We start from the raw sequence: 14506 nt of genomic DNA, 5'->3' as shown, positions 1-14506 counted from the left end.
TAGCCGCCGCGACTCACTCCTTCGGGGAGCGGGGTCGCGGATTCGGGCAGCGGCAGTTCTGCGGCGATGAACGGTGCGTGACGGTTGCGCCACCGGCCGTCGGTGTGTCATGCAGGTCCGGTGAGCGATGACACTCCGCCCGGGGGCAGCAACAACGACCTGAGCGGCTCGGTGGGCGGCGATGCCTGGCAGATCAGGGACGTGCACGGCGACATCCACCTCGGCCCCGGCCCTGCCCCACTGCGCACCCCGCGCCAGCTGCCCGGCATCCCCGGCCACCTGGTCGGCCGGAACGGTGAACTGGCCACTCTGACCGCGCTGCGCGCCGACGGAGCCCGGGTCGCGGTGGTCTCCGGCGTGCAGGACGCCCCCGGCCTCGGCCGCTCCGCACTGGCCCTGCACTGGGCGCACCAGGCCGCCGCCGACTTCCCGGACGGCTGCCTCTACGCCGACCTGCGCGGCTCGGTCGACGCGCTGCCGGTCCGCCCGGACCACGTGGTGCACCGTTTCCTGGAGGCCTTCGGCGTCGACCGCATCCCCGCCGACCCCGACTCCCGCCTAGGCCTCTACCGCGAACTGCTGGCCAACCGGCGCATCCTGGTCGTCCTCGACGACGCCAGGGACGCCGACCAGGTCCGCCCCCTGCTGCCCACCGGCGCCGCCACCTTCGCCGTGGTCACCACCCGCCGCGCGCTACCCGCCCTCTACGCCACCCACGGAGCCCGCCCCCTCGTCCTCGACGTGCTCACCCCCCAGGCGGCCCGCGACCTGCTCACCCCGTACCTGGGCACCGCCCGCCTGGCCACCGAACCCGTCGACGACCTCACCCTGCTCTGCGGCCGCCTGCCCGCCGCCCTGCACCTGCTCGGCCCCTACACCGCCACCATGCCGGTGGCCACCCTCACCGCGGGCCTCCAGGAACGCCTCGGCCTGGCCGAGATCCCCGACCTGGCAGGCAAACTCGCCGCCGTCCGCGCCTGGCAACAAGAACTGTCCACTCCGGACAGTCAACCCAGATTTTCCTTGGCCAAGGCGCACAACCCGGCCCTGCTCCCCATCGCCGCCGCCGCGGTCGCGGTCACCACCATCGGCAACTGGACCGACACCCTCGGCATCGCCACCCTGCTCGCGATCCTCTACCTCGCCGCCAGATTCACCCTGATGTTCCTCGGCCTCACCTGGCTGCGGCACCCCAACGACCGCGCCCACCTGGGCCTGGGCCTGCTCGCGGGCAGCACCCTGGGCTCCGCCGCCGACGCCCTGACCTCCATCCACGCCCGCGGCGACATCCTGGCCTGGCTCCAGTTCCTGTCCGTGGCCGCCCTCATCACCCTCCTCCTGCTCCGCCTGACCCCCTTCCCCAAGCTCAGTCGACCTGCTCTGGTCCCACCCACCCGCCGCCCCCTGGCCTACGGCGTCCTCACCGCCCTGGCCGTCCAGTTCATCCTGCTGTTCGTCGCCATCCCCAACGGCTACTCCACCGCCAGCCTCACCACCCGCGCCGGCGCCCTGGGCGCCCTGCTCCCCTGGGCGGCCCTCGGCGCGCTCTGCCTCCTGGTCGCCCTGACCAACCTCCCCAACCCCCGCCTGCGCGCCTTCACCCCCGCCGCCCTGCTCGCCCACACCGTGCCGGAACTCTTCCTGTACCTGGGCTCCCTGCTGATGGGCGACAACTTCACCTACGTCGGCAGCTCAGTAGCCGTAACCGGCCCCAGCCCAGTCCTCTACACCCTCCTCCAGACGACCGCCCTGGCTGCTCTGGCCGGCTGCACCTTGGCTATGCTCAGAACACCGGCTCGATCCGGCTGAGTCGGGTTTCCGCTGGTCAGCGTGTTGGTGGATTTGCTCGCGGTCACTCGGACGGGTGGTCGGAGGGGGTTCTCGGCTCGCAAGGTCAAGACGAGAAGCAACCTTTTTGGCCGGAAAAGCGTTCCGCAGAGAAAGCGGAGGCGCGGCGGGGGAACAGCGGCCCGGCAACCAGCGCTCGGGCAGGCCGGGGGATGAGAACAGCCCCGGTCCGGGGACGAGGTGCGCTGCCCGCGATCCGGGGGTCGGGTCTGGGGCTGAGGACGTGCCGGGCCGGGCTGAGCCGGGCCGAGTCGCGGTCGTGGCCTCGACGCAGGGGACCGCGGCCCAACGGCGAGCGGGCAGAGGTGAGCGGCCAGCGCCTGGGAGCGCGGGCGAGTGAGCGGCGCTGGGGACCGCTGGCGAGTGGGCGGCGCTGAGGCGAGGGCGAGTGGGCTGCGGTGAGTGAGCGGCGGTGAGTGAGCGGCGGTGAGTGAGCGGCGTCGGCGGGGGAGCGAGCGCCCGCGCGCAGCGCCCCGGCTGGCCGAGGCTCGGCCGCGGCTGCCGGGGTCGCGCGATCGCGGTGGGTCAGCTCGCCGGGCGTGAATCCTCCGCCGCCGAGGTGGCTGGTTTCGCGGCAGCCGCCGTGGCGTCCGGGCTGGGCGCGGCCTCGGTGCGCGGAGCCGTCTCGGCGCTGGCGGCGGTCCCGGGACTCGTCGCGGTTCCAGGGCTGGTGGCGGTCTCGGGGCTGGTGCCGTTTGCGGAGTTGGCCGCGGCCTCGGCGCTGGTGCCGTTCGTGAGGCTGGTTGCGGTCTCGGCGCTGGTCGCGGTCTCGGGGCTGGTGCCGTTCGCGGGGTTGGCCGCGGTCGCGGGGCCGGTTGCGGCCTCGGTGGTGGTGGTGGCTTGGCGGCGGGCGGCTTCGCGGAGGACGTGTTCGTCGGTGCGGGCGTCATAGCGGCGGAAGGCGGGCAGGGCGGCGGCCAGGGCGGTGACCGCGGCGGTGCAGGCCAGGCCGCCGCTGATGATGGCGGCGGGGACGCCGGTCCACTGGGCCATCAGGCCGGCTCGGGCGTTGCCGAGCATCGGGCCCGCGGAGTAGGACAGGAGCTCGATGCCGGCCAGGCGGCCGCGGAGCTCGTCGGGGATGGACTGGTTCCAGATCACCGCGCGGAACAGGCCGCTGATCATGTCGGCCACGCCTGCCAGGGCCAGGCAGAGCAGGACCAGCCACAGGCTGGTGGTCAGGCCGGCCAGGGCCATGACGGCGCCCCAGGCCGCGGCGGCGATGATCACGGCCAGGCCGTGCCGGTGGACTCGCTGGGTCCAGCCTGAGGTGAGGGCGGCGAGCAGGGCGCCGACCGCGCCCGCGGAGTACATCAGGCCCAGCGCCCAGGGGGCTTGCAGGCGGTCGGCCAGGAACGGGAACAGGGCCTGGGGCATGGCCATCGCCATCGCGACGATGTCGACCAGGTAGGTGCCCGCGAGGTCGGGGCGGGTGGCGGCGTAGCGGATGCCGGTGGCGATGCTGCGCAGGCCAGCGGCTTCCGCCTTCTCCGCCGGCGGGGCGGGGCGCATGCGCAGGAGCAGCAGCAGGGACAGCGAGAAGGTGAGCAGGTCCAGGAAGTAGGCCCACTGGAAACCGGCGAACTGGACCAGCAACCCGCCGAAGGCCGGGCCGGCGATGGCGCCGAAGTTCCAGCGCAGCGAGTTCAGCGCGCCGGCCGAGGCCATCATCGAATGCGGCAGGTAGCGCGGCACCAGGCCGTCCAGGCTGGGGCGTTGCAGGGCGTCGAAGGAGGCCACGCCAGCGGCGACCAGGTACAGCACCCAGGGTTGCGGGTTGGGCAGCATCGCGTTGAGCAGCAGGACGCCGGTGCACACCATCAGGCCGGCCTCGCACCACACCACGATCTTGCGGCGGTCCAGCGCGTCGGCCAGCGCGCCGCCGTAGAGGCCGCACAGGACCATCGGGATGAACTCGGCGAGGGCGACCAGGCCCACCGCGGCCGGGGAGCCGGTCAGCTCCTTCATCTGGATGGGGACCGCGACGAAGGTGACGTAGCTGCCGAACATGGTGATCGCGCCCGAGAACGTCAGATAGCGGTAGTCCCTGGACACGCGCAGCGGTGAGAAGTCCATGCGCAGTGCGGCGATGCGGGCGCGCCAGCTGGTGGTGTGTTCGGACACGAGCCGTGATGTTCGCCGGGCGGGGCGGGGCGCGCCACCCAATTACCCGGCGCGGGCCGCGTGGCGGGTGGTCACCAGGGCAGGGACAGGCGGGCGGGCAGCAGCAGCTCGAGCGTGCGGCCGCGGGCCGGGCGGGGCAGCGCGGACAGGCGGGCGGACAGGGCGGGCAGGCGCCGGTGGTTGCCCGCGGCGACGGCGGCGGTGGCGGTGAGCGCGGCCAGGGGGTGGGCGTCCAGGGCGCTGTGGCCGATTCCGTTGAGCGGCACCAGGACTCCGTCCGGGGCGAGGTCGGCGATCTGGGCGGCGATCACCCTCGGGGTGCGGATGTCGCGCTCGCCGGAGAGCACCGCGACCGGCCAGCTGAACCCGGGCAGCTCGGCGGGCAGGTCGAAGGGCTCGCCGGTGAAAGCGGGGAAAGCCTTGGCGCGCCGGGCGAAGGACAGGTTGACGTCCAGGGGGAGACCGTCGGGGTCGGGGGCGTAGCCGAGCTCGCGGAAGGCCAGCACACCGGCCAGGTCGAACTCCATGAAGTACGGCGTGTTCTCGGTGATCTCCTTGCCGCCCAAGGCGTGCAGCCACCGCCACAGCGCCCTGCCGCGGCTGGTGGCCAGGCGGTCCAGCAGGCGGCGCACCTGGGCCGGGCCGCCGTGCTCGTGCACCAGCTGGATCACCTCTCCGGTCTCCTCCGCCGGGACCGTGCCGGCCTCGACGAGCTCGCGCAGCCCCCGGGCGTGCAGGTACCGGCGGCGCAGCTCGGCGCGCTGGACCCGGCTGTCGTGGGCGGTGAGCATCGGCGAGTCCAGCACCATGCCCGTGACCCGCTCCGGATGCCGGATCCCGAGGCCCTGCGCCAGATAGGCGCCGTAGGAACTGCCGTAGACGACCACCCGGTCCAGGCCGTGGTCATCCAGCACGGCGGCCAGGTCGTCCACCACCTGGGCGATGGTCAGCGCCTCGGGCGGCAGGTCGCGGCCCTGGTCGTCGGTGCGGGACAGGCCGATGCCGCGGTGTTCCAGCATCAGCACGTCCAGGCCCCTGGCCGCGGCCCCGGCGCGCAGCCGCGCGTACGGCAGCACCGAGGCCAGGCCGGGACCGCCGGGCAGGACCAGGATCGGAGCAGGGGCGTCCGGGGGCGGACTCAGCCGGACGTGGTGCAGGTCGAAGCGGGCCGCGCCGCCGGGGGTCACCGGCCGGCGCGTGGCGCGCACGCCCGGCATCCGCCGCAGCCGCTCCGCGGTGTCCGTGGTCACCACCCCCTGCCCCGACCATACCCAGCAGCGACTCAGTTGAGTCGTTCGACGCGCACCGGCAGCACCCCGGCCGACTGCGGCGCCAGCTCGCCGAAAGCGGCCCAGGTCAGGTTGACGCAGCGGTCCGGGTGCGCTTCCGCATTCGGGCTGAAGTCGTTGACCCGCACCTCGACCGACTTGTCCGAGCCGGTCCAGGTGACCCGCAGCAGCGTGTTGTGCCCCCAGTCCCGCGCGCCGGTGGTCATGGCCAGCCGGTCGAACTTCTCCCCGTAGGCGGTCATCCGGTCGGGTTGGCCTGCCACCCCGTACCAGGACGCCTTGCACTCCATGGTGGGCGGACCGGACGGGTCGGCGGCCGCGACTCCGGGGTGCAGCGCCAGCAGGGTGGCGGGGATGAGGGCGAACAGGCGGCGTGGCATGGGTTTTCCTCCGAGCTGACCGTCCACCGTGGACGGTCGCCCCAGAGTAGTCGATCTTGATCTAGCCCAGTCCCTCGGCGGTGCGGCGCAACTCGGCCAGGGTGTCGGCCACCAGTGGCCGGTGCTCGCTGCCGCGGCGGATCGCGGCGAAGACCCGGCGCACCGGGGCCGGGTCGGCCAGCGGCCGGGTCACCGCGCCGGCCAGCCGCACCCCGTACAGCGCGGTGCGCGGCACCAGCGCGACCCCGGCGCCCGCCCCGGCCAGTGCGGCGGTGGCCCGGAAGTCGGCGGAGTAGTGCGTGATCCGCGGGGTGATCCCGGCGTGCTCGCAGGCCAGCCGCACCACGTCGTAGACCGGGTTGCCGGGGGAGGGGCTGATCCAGTCCTGCCCGGCCAGCTCGGCCAGGGGGATCTCGGCGGCGCGGGCCAGTGGGTGTGCGGCGGGCAGCACCGCGTCGAAGGGCTCGGCGTAGAGGGCGACCCTGGCCACCCGCTCGTCGTCCTCGCGCGGCGCGCCCCGGTACTCCACCGCCACCGCCAGGTCGACCTCGCCGTCCATCAGCATCGGCAGGCTCTCGTGGCCCTCGGCGTCGCGCACCCGCACCGCCACCCCCGGCGCGCGCTCGCGCAGCGCGGCGATGGTCGGGGCGACCAGCAGCCCGATCGCGCTGGCGAAGGCGGCCACCACGATCTCGCCGGTGCGGCCGCTGGCGTGCGCGGCCAGCGCCGCCTCGGCGCGTTCCAGCTCGGCCAGGATCGTGTTGGTGTGGCTGAGCAACAGCGTGCCGGCCGCGGTCAGCCGGACCCGCCTGCCCCGGCGTTCCAGCAGGGGCTGGCCGACCTCGGTCTCCAGCGCGGCCAGGTGCTGGGAGACCGCGGACGGCGTCACGTACAACGCGTCCGCGGCCGCCGTCACCGTGCCGTGGTCGGCCAGCGCGCGCAGCATGCGCAGGCGGCGCAGGTCCAGCACGACCTCAGCCCCGCGCGCGGTGGGTCACTCGCAGACCTTCCAGCCCGCGTCCTCCTTGACCAGCGACAGCGACTGCTTCGCCGGGGTCTGGCCGGGGGCGGTGAGGTCGATGGTGGCGATCCCGGTGGCGGGCATGGCCATCACCTTGGCCACGGTGAGCGTGGCCTCCGGGACGTGCTTGACCACCTTGCCCTCGGCCTTGTTCTTGGTCAGCTTCTCCACCATCTTCGCGCAGGTGAAGGGCGCGTACTCCGAGACAGGGGTCTTGCCGCCGGAGCGCAGGTCGTTCTGCCACGCCCCGGCGAAGCCGGTGGCCACCGCGCGGGCCGCGGGCGCCTCCGCGCCGGAGTCGCCGCCGCCGGTGTCCCCGCCGCTGCCGCCGGTGGGCGCCACGCTGCCGCCGCCGGTGGGCCGCACCGATCCGGTGGTCAGCTTCGGCCGGGAGGTGGCGGTGACGGCCTCGCTGGGCGGCGCGGCCACCGTGTTGGACGGGGTGGGGTCGTCACCGGAGAAGGCGTAGATGCCGCCGATGATCCCGCCGACCACGACCACCACGGCCGCGATCGCGATACCGGCGATCAGGCCCTTGTTCGGGCCGCTGGGCGGCGGCGCGCCGAAGCCGCCCTGCTGCTGGTAGCCGCCGAACTGCGGGTTCTGCTGGTAGCCCTGCTGGTACGGGTCCTGGCCGAAGCCGCCCTGCGGCTGGCCGGGCTGCTGGCCCCAGCCCTGCTGCTGCGGGTCGGGCTGGCCGTAGCCGGGCGGCGGCTGCTGGCCGAAGCCGGGCTGCGGGCCGGTCTGCGGGTAGCCCGGCTGCGGCTGGCCGCCGGTCTGCGGGTAGCCGCCGGGCTGCTGCGGCTGGCCCCAGCCCTGCTGACCCGGCTGCTGGCCGTGGGGGTCGGGCTGGCCGTAGGGGCCTGGCTGCTGGGGCGGGTAGGTCACCGGGTACTCCTGCGGAAAATGTGGGGGGCGGGAAAGCCATCACAGTCTGACGCAGACCGGTGATCCTTGTGGTCCGAACGGGTCAAAACTACGCGACCAGGTAGGCGGGCAGGTCGCGGCCCAGGTCGTCGAAGACCTCGATGTTGTGCCGGTAGGCCACGATGGCCTCCTCGATCACCCTGCGCTGCTCGGCCGGGTCGAAGGGCAGCAGGTCGAGCAGCTCCCGGTAGCCGTCCTTGAACCGCTTCACGTTCTTGATCAGCGGGAAGCTGTAGGCCGAGGCGCCGCGGTCGCCGGGCAGCTCGTAGGCGCGGACCACGCAGCGCTGGATGATCTGGCCACCGGAAAGATCGCCCAGGTACCGGGTGTAGTGGTGCGCGATGAACCCGCCGGGCCAGTCGAAGCACACCTGGCGCATCCGGGCCAGGTAGCGCAGGGTGGCCGGGCTGGGCGTGATCCGCTCCCGCCAGTCCAGGCCGAGCAGGTAGGCCAGGTCCTCGGCCAGCGCGGGCACCCGGCTCAGCTCGGGCAGCACGAACCGCCGCCCGACCGGGTCGATCCGCATGGCCTGCGCGGCCTCCTCCAGCACCGAGTAGGCGAAGTACTGCTGCGCCACCATCTCGGCGTAGCCGGCGCGGCTGAGCTTGCCGCCCAGCATCGCCGCCACGTACGGGGAGTGCTGCGCCTGCGCGTGGTCGCCGCGGGTGCGCGCCCGCAGCTCGGCGGAGAACCGTGGCGGCTCAACGACTTCGGACATGATCAGCCTCCTCCTGGCCCGTCTTCGAGTGTGCTGGGCGGGCGGCCGGGGGGTCAAGGGTTTCACGACAGGTTGTCAGAACATCCTGACGAGGTGTCAGAACCCTGCCGTGCCCCCTCAGGCTAGGTTAGGCTTGCCTAACTTGACAAGGGCGCGAGTGGGTGTGCTCCAGGTCACTTCGGGTGAGTCGATGAGTTTTCGCTGGACCGGCGGTCTGTCCTGGCGTAACCACAACGAGGACGGCAGGAGCACCCCATGCGCATCGTGGTCAGCGAGTTCATCAGCCTGGACGGCGTCGTGCAGGCCCCCGGCGGCCCCCAGGAGGACACCGACGGCGGCTTCGCCCACGGCGGCTGGTCGCACCCCTTCTTCGACCCGGAGGTGGTCGGCGGCTTCTTCGACGAGGCGCTGCGCACCGCCGAGGGCCTGCTCTTCGGCCGCCGCACCTGGCAGGTCATGGCCGGGGCCTGGCCGGAGCGGGCCGGCGACCCCTTCGCCGACCGGATGAACGCCCTGCCCAAGCACGTCGTCTCCGGCACCCTCGCCGAGGCCGACCTGACCTGGAACAGCACGCTGATCCCGGCCGCCGACCTCCTGGCCGGGGTGCGGGAGCTGCGCGCGGCCGAGGGCGGCGACCTGGTGGTCATGGGCAGCCCGAGCCTGGTGCGCGCGCTGCTGGCCGAGGGCCTGGTGGACGAGCTGCGCCTGGTGCACATGCCGGTGCTGCTCGGCGGCGGCAAGTCGATCTTCCCGGCCGACGGCGGCAAGCGAGCCCTGGAGCTGGTGTCCACGGTCGCGGCGAGCACCGGCGCGCAGGTCAGCGTCTACCGCCCGGTCCAGGACAGCTGAGCTAGCGGCGGGGGAGCTTGCGCGGCTTCCCGTCGGGACCCAGCCGCGCGCCCACCCCGCGCAGCACGAAGGCCACCGTCTGCTCGGTCGCCTCGGCCAGCGCGGACTCCGCCAGCCCGGCCAGGCTGCGGCCGCTGACACACGCGGTGACCAGCGGCACCAGCGCGTCCAGGTCCGCCTCCGGCAGGTAACCGTTGGCCATCCCGGCGGCCAGGACCCGGCGCAGCGTGGCCTCCAGTTCGGTCACGTGGTCCAGCACCCGGCCGCGCCCCTGCTCCGAGAGCAGCGGCCGCAGCGCGGAGCTGGGCGGCATGTGCCGGGTGGCGAAGACCCGGATGTGCAGCCGGACGTAGGTGGCCAGCTTGTCCACCGGGTTGTCCAGCTCGGTCAGCGCCGCGGTCAGCTCGCGCAGGTAGCCGCCGGTCTCGTGCTCGGCGAAGGCGAGCAGCAGCGACTCCTTGTCCGGGAAGTAGTTGTACATCGCGGTGCGGCCCACCTCGGCGGCCGCGGCCACCTCGGCCAGGGTGAGCGCGTCGTAGCCGCGTTCGCCGGCCAGCCGGGACAGCGCGGCGAAGATCCGCTCCCGGGTCTGCTCCCGGTGCTCGGCCAGCGAGGCGCCGACGATCTTCGGCATACCGAGAAGGATATGCCCGGCACATCCGGAGCGGGCGACGGCGGATAGCATCGGGGCTCCTCGGGCGCCCGCGCCCGCAGCCGTCTCGATGTCCTAGGAGTCCGTCGTGTCCCAGTTGAGTCCCGCGCCCGCCGTGCTCGCCTCGCGTGTGACGGTGCCAGCCGGGACTACCGCAGGCGCGGCGCTGCGCGAGCTGGAGGCGCCGAACAAGGGGCCGCAGGCCGTCATCGTGGTGCGCGACCCCGAGGGCGCCCTGCGCGACCTGTCCTGGGCCCCGGCCGCCGACACCGAGGTCGAGCCGGTCACCGCCGACTCCGCCGACGGCCGCAGCGTGATCCGGCACTCCGCCGCGCACGTGCTCGCCCAGGCGGTGCAGGAGCTCTTCCCCGAGGCCAAGCTGGGCATCGGCCCGCCGGTCAAGGACGGCTTCTACTACGACTTCGACGTCGCCCGCCCGTTCACCCCCGATGACCTGGCCGCGCTGGAGAAGCGCATGAAGCAGATCATCAAGGGCGCGCAGCGGTTCTCCCGCCGGGTCTTCGGCTCCCAGGAGGAGGCCAAGGCCGAGCTGGCCGGCGAGCCGTACAAGCTGGAGCTGGTGGACATCAAGTCCGATGTGGACACCAGCGAGGTGATGGAGGTCGGCGGCGGCGAGCTGACCATCTACGACAACCTCGACCCGCGCAGCGGCGACAAGGTCTGGGCCGACCTGTGCCGCGGCCCGCACGTGCCCACCACCAAGTACATCCCGGCGTTCAAGCTGATGCGCTCGGCCGCGGCCTACTGGCGCGGCAGCGAGAAGAACCCGCAGCTGCAACGGATCTACGGCACCGCGTGGGAGACCCAGGAGGCCCAGGACGCCTACCTGGAGCTGCTGGCCGAGGCCGAGCGCCGCGACCACCGCAAGCTCGGCGTGGAGCTGGACCTGTTCAGCTTCCCCGACGAGATCGGCTCCGGCCTGGCCGTGTTCCACCCGCGCGGCGGCGTGATCCGCAAGGCGATGGAGGACTACTCGCGGCGCCGCCACGAGGAGGAGGGCTACGAGTTCGTCTACAGCCCGCACATCACCAAGGGCGGGCTGTTCGAGACCTCCGGCCACCTGGACTGGTACCGCGACGGCATGTACCCGGCGATGCACCTGGACGCCGAGTACGACGAGCAGGGCAAGCTCCGCAAGCCCGGCCAGGACTACTACCTCAAGCCGATGAACTGCCCCTTCCACGACCTGATCTTCCGGTCCAGGGGCCGCTCCTACCGCGAGCTGCCGCTGCGCATGTTCGAGTTCGGCTCGGTCTACCGCTACGAGAAGTCCGGCGTGGTGCACGGTCTGACCCGGGTGCGCGGCATGACGCAGGACGACGCGCACATCTTCTGCACCCCGGAGCAGGTGCAGGAGGAGCTGAAGTCGTTGCTGGGCTTCGTGCTCGGCCTGCTCCGCGACTACGGTCTTGACGACTTCTACCTGGAGCTGTCCACCCGCAACGAGGAGAAGTACGTCGGCTCCGACGAGGTGTGGGCGCAGGCCACCGAGGCGCTGCGGGTCGCCGCCGAGGACTCCGGCCTGGAACTGGTGCCCGACCCCGGCGGCGCGGCCTTCTACGGGCCGAAGATCTCGGTGCAGGCCAGGGACGCGCTGGGCCGCACCTGGCAGATGTCCACCATCCAGGTCGACTTCAACCTGCCGGAGCGCTTCGAGCTGGAGTACACCGCCGGCGACGGCTCCCGGCAGCGGCCGGTGATGATCCACCGCGCGCTCTTCGGCAGCATCGAGCGCTTCTTCGGGGTGCTCACCGAGCACTACGGCGGCGCGTTCCCGGCCTGGCTGGCCCCGGTGCAGGTGGTCGGCATCCCGATCGCCGACGAGCACGTCGAACACCTGATGCAGGTGAAGAAGGCGTTGCGGGCCAAGGCGATCCGGGTCGAGGTGGACGCCGGTGACGACCGCATGCAGAAGAAGATCCGCAACCACACCACGCAGAAGGTGCCGTTCCTGCTGCTGGCCGGGGCCAAGGACGTGGAAGCCGGCGCGGTGTCCTTCCGGTTCCGGGACGGCACCCAGATCAACGGGGTGCCGGTGGACACCGCGGTCGAGCTGATCGCCACCTGGGTCGACCGGCGGGAGAACGGTAGCCCCACCGCCGAGACGGTCAGCCCGCTGCTGCCCCAGTAGCCGGTTTTCCCCCACGCCCATGTGTTGCCTGGCAACATATGGCTATGAGCGTTGGGGTGGTGCTGCCGCTGGGGGCGGAGCAGGCTGACCTGCACACGGTCGGCGGCAAGGGCGAGTCACTGGCCACGCTGGTCAGAGCGGGTGTGCCGGTGCCGCCGGGCTTCCACGTCAGCACCGCGGCCTACCGCGGCTTCGTCGCGGGCGGCCTGGATCAGACGATCCGGGCCGCCCTGCGCGGCGAGCCGGAGGATGCCTCGGCGGCCATCGCCGCGGCCTTCGAGCGGGTCGCGTTCCCGGCCTCGACCGCCTCGGCGATCCTGACCGCCTACGCCGAGCTGGGCAGCCCCGCGGTGGCGGTGCGCTCCTCGGCCACCGCGGAGGACCTGCCCGGCCTGTCCTTCGCCGGGCAGCAGGACTCCTTCCTCAACGTCACCGGCGAGGAAGCCCTTCTGGACGCGGTGCGCCGCTGCTGGGCCTCGCTGTGGACCGCCCGCGCCATCGGCTACCGGGCCAGGCACGGCGTCACCGGCGAGCACGCCCTCGCGGTGGTGGTCCAGGAGCTGGTGCCGGCCGAGGCGGCCGGGGTGCTGTTCACCGCCAACCCGCTCACCGGAGCCGGGGACGAGATCCTGATCAACGCGGCCTGGGGGCTCGGCGAGTCGGTGGTCGGCGGCCAGGTCACCCCGGACAGCTACGTGCTGCGCGGCGACCGGGTGCAGCGGCAGGTGGCGGACAAGACCGTGCGCACGGTGCGGGTCCCCGGCGGCACCAGGGACGAGCCGGTGCCCACCGACCTGCGCTGGCTGCCCGTGCTCACCGACGAGCAGGCCAGGGAGCTGGCCGCGCTGGGCAGGCGGATCCACGAGCTGTACCGCCGTCCCACCGACATCGAGTGGGCCTGGCACGACGGCCGCTTCGCCATCCTGCAAGCCCGCCCCATCACCACCGTCTTGCCGGAGACGTGGAACGACTCGCTGCGCGGGGACTACCTGTGGACCAGCGCCAACCTGGGCGAGGCGGTGCCCAGCGTGATGACCCCGGCCACCTGGTCCCTGGCCCAGGCGGTGTCCCTGACCGCCATCGGCGGGCACCCGATGTCCGGCAACATCGGCGGCCGCTTCTACCTCAACCTGAGCCTCAGCCTGGGCATGGCCGACGCGCTGGGCGTGGGCCGCTTCGCCCGCCGCGCCAACGAACACCTCCTGGGCCGCATCGACGAGGACCCGCCCCGCCTGCCGGAGTCCCGGCTGACGCTGATCCGGCTGGCCCTGCGCACCGGTCGCGCCGAGCTGCGCGCCGGACGCGAGCTCCGGAAACGCCTGCCCGAGCTGCTGGCCACCGGTCGGCAGCGCTGCCGCGACCTGCGCGCCCGGATCGCCGCCACGGACAGCGCGGCCGACCTCGCCGCGCTGTGGGACCGCGAGCTCGCCGGACTGCTCGCCGACGCCCGGCTGCTCTCCGGTGCCGCCCGCACCGTCGGCGTGGACCAGTCCCGGGTGCGCGCCCGGCTGGAACGCCTGGCCGAACCGGCCGAGGTGACCGCGCTGCTCAGCGGCGCGCACGGCGCGGGCGGCGAGCTGGCCAGCCTGGGCCCGGTGCTCGGCCTGGCCGAGCTGCGCGCCGGGCGGATCGACCGGGACACCTTCGCCGACACCTGGGGCCACCGCGGCCCCGACGAGTTCGAGGTCTCCAGCCCCCGGCCCGCCGAGGACCCGGCCTGGATCGACCGCCAGCTGGCCACCCTCGGCACCGGCGAGCAGGACCCCTCCACCCTGCTGGCCCGCCAGGCCCAGACCCGGCAGGCCGCCTGGCACCGGCTGCGCACCCGCCACCCCCGCCAGGCCGCCAAGCTGACCCCGACGCTGGACAAGGCCGCCAGGGCCGCCCGCCGCCGCGAGCTGGCCCGCTCGGAGTTCGTCCGCGCCTTCTGGGTCTTCCGCGCCTTCATCCTGCGCGCCGGCGAGCTGACCGGGCACGGCGAGGACCTGTTCTTCCTGCCCCTGGCCGACACCGTGCGGGTGCTGCGCGGCGACCCCGGGCCCCTTGGCCCGGTCCCGGCCCGCCGCGCCGCCTACCAGCGCTACCGCGCCCTGCCGCCCTACCCCACGATCATCCGCGGCCACTTCGACCCCGAGACCTGGGCCGCCGACCCCAACCGGCGTATCGACCGCTACGACGCCCGCGACACCACCGCGGGTCCCGCGGCCGAGGGCCTGCTCCGCGGCTTCGGCGGCGTCGCCGGTGTGGTGGAGGGCGCGGTCCGCATCCTGCGCAGCGTCGAGGACGGCGAGCAGTTGCGGCCCGGCGAGATCCTGGTGACCACGGTGACCAACGTCGGCTGGACCCCGCTGTTCCCGCGCGCCGCCGCCGTGGTCACCGACGTCGGCGCGCCGCTCTCGCACGCCGCGATCGTGGCCCGCGAGCTCGGCATTCCCGCCGTGGTCGGTTGCGGCGAGGCCACCACCCGGCTGCGCACCGGCGACCGGGTACGCGTGGACGGCGGCCAGGGCACGGTCACTCTGCTGCCCCCCACGTCCTAGGATCGA

11 protein-coding genes are annotated in these 14506 nt (G+C 73.5%); 4 read left to right on the top strand and 7 right to left on the bottom strand.

Annotation, left to right across the window (positions count from 1 at the left end; genetic code table 11):
* The first annotated feature begins 120 nt into the window (after nt 1-120).
* Nucleotides 121-1809, top strand: a complete 1689-nt coding sequence (locus tag N8J89_RS29200) for a hypothetical protein (protein ID WP_283660206.1) — start codon at nt 121-123, stop codon at nt 1807-1809.
* Nucleotides 1810-2373: 564 nt separating this feature from the next.
* Here N8J89_RS29200 and N8J89_RS29195 read toward each other — a convergent pair.
* From N8J89_RS29195 to N8J89_RS29170, 6 genes are all read right to left on the bottom strand, one after another.
* The gene (locus tag N8J89_RS29195; RefSeq protein ID WP_283660205.1) at nt 2374-3972 is read right to left on the bottom strand and encodes an MFS transporter; all 1599 of its coding nucleotides are present in this window, start codon (nt 3970-3972) and stop codon (nt 2374-2376) included.
* Nucleotides 3973-4043: 71 nt separating this feature from the next.
* Nucleotides 4044-5222, bottom strand: coding sequence for an alpha/beta fold hydrolase (locus N8J89_RS29190; protein WP_283660204.1), 1179 nt, complete (start codon nt 5220-5222; stop codon nt 4044-4046).
* Nucleotides 5223-5254: 32 nt separating this feature from the next.
* Nucleotides 5255-5641, bottom strand: coding sequence for a septal ring lytic transglycosylase RlpA family protein (locus N8J89_RS29185; protein ID WP_283660203.1), 387 nt, complete (start codon nt 5639-5641; stop codon nt 5255-5257).
* A gap of 61 nt (nt 5642-5702) precedes the next feature.
* Nucleotides 5703-6611, bottom strand: a complete 909-nt coding sequence (locus tag N8J89_RS29180; protein WP_283660202.1) for a LysR family transcriptional regulator — start codon at nt 6609-6611, stop codon at nt 5703-5705.
* Between the two features lie 24 nt (nt 6612-6635).
* Entirely contained in the window at nt 6636-7550 is a 915-nt protein-coding gene (locus N8J89_RS29175; protein ID WP_283660201.1) for a hypothetical protein, read from the bottom strand.
* Nucleotides 7551-7638: 88 nt separating this feature from the next.
* Nucleotides 7639-8307: a biliverdin-producing heme oxygenase gene (locus tag N8J89_RS29170; protein WP_283660200.1), complete on the bottom strand. Its 669-nt coding sequence runs from the start codon at nt 8305-8307 to the stop codon at nt 7639-7641.
* A gap of 255 nt (nt 8308-8562) precedes the next feature.
* Here N8J89_RS29170 and N8J89_RS29165 point away from each other — a divergent pair, with 255 nt between their 5' ends.
* The gene (locus tag N8J89_RS29165) at nt 8563-9156 is read left to right on the top strand and encodes a dihydrofolate reductase family protein (RefSeq protein ID WP_283660199.1); all 594 of its coding nucleotides are present in this window, start codon (nt 8563-8565) and stop codon (nt 9154-9156) included.
* Between the two features lies 1 nt (nt 9157).
* On the opposite strand, the gene N8J89_RS29160 is transcribed toward N8J89_RS29165, so the two are convergent.
* A complete protein-coding gene (locus N8J89_RS29160) occupies nt 9158-9790 on the bottom strand; it encodes a TetR/AcrR family transcriptional regulator (protein WP_283660198.1) in 633 nt (210 codons plus the stop codon).
* A 148-nt stretch (nt 9791-9938) separates the two neighbouring features.
* On the opposite strand from N8J89_RS29160, the gene thrS reads away from it, so the two are divergent.
* Nucleotides 9939-11960 carry a threonine--tRNA ligase gene (gene thrS / locus N8J89_RS29155; RefSeq protein WP_283666277.1) on the top strand — a complete coding sequence of 674 codons (2022 nt, stop codon included), beginning with the start codon at nt 9939-9941 and terminating at the stop codon, nt 11958-11960.
* A 44-nt stretch (nt 11961-12004) separates the two neighbouring features.
* Entirely contained in the window at nt 12005-14500 is a 2496-nt protein-coding gene (locus N8J89_RS29150) for a PEP/pyruvate-binding domain-containing protein (protein WP_283660197.1), read from the top strand.
* The last annotated feature ends 6 nt before the right edge of the window (nt 14501-14506 follow it).

The sequence above is a fragment of the Crossiella sp. CA-258035 genome (assembly GCF_030064675.1).
Taxonomy (GTDB): Bacteria; Actinomycetota; Actinomycetes; order Mycobacteriales; family Pseudonocardiaceae; genus Crossiella.
Note: the sequence above shows the minus strand (reverse complement) of the source record. Positions and strands in the feature narration are given on the sequence as shown.

Bases quoted from the DNA above. Each gene is read 5' to 3' on its own strand.
- N8J89_RS29185 (WP_283660203.1), bottom strand. From the start codon at position 5,641: ATGCCACGCCGCCTGTTCGCCCTCATCCCCGCCACCCTGCTGGCGCTG.
- N8J89_RS29170 (WP_283660200.1), bottom strand. From the start codon at position 8,307: ATGTCCGAAGTCGTTGAGCCGCCACGGTTCTCCGCCGAGCTGCGGGCG.
- N8J89_RS29165 (WP_283660199.1), top strand. From the start codon at position 8,563: ATGCGCATCGTGGTCAGCGAGTTCATCAGCCTGGACGGCGTCGTGCAG.
- N8J89_RS29160 (WP_283660198.1), bottom strand. From the start codon at position 9,790: ATGCCGAAGATCGTCGGCGCCTCGCTGGCCGAGCACCGGGAGCAGACC.
- N8J89_RS29150 (WP_283660197.1), top strand. From the start codon at position 12,005: ATGAGCGTTGGGGTGGTGCTGCCGCTGGGGGCGGAGCAGGCTGACCTG.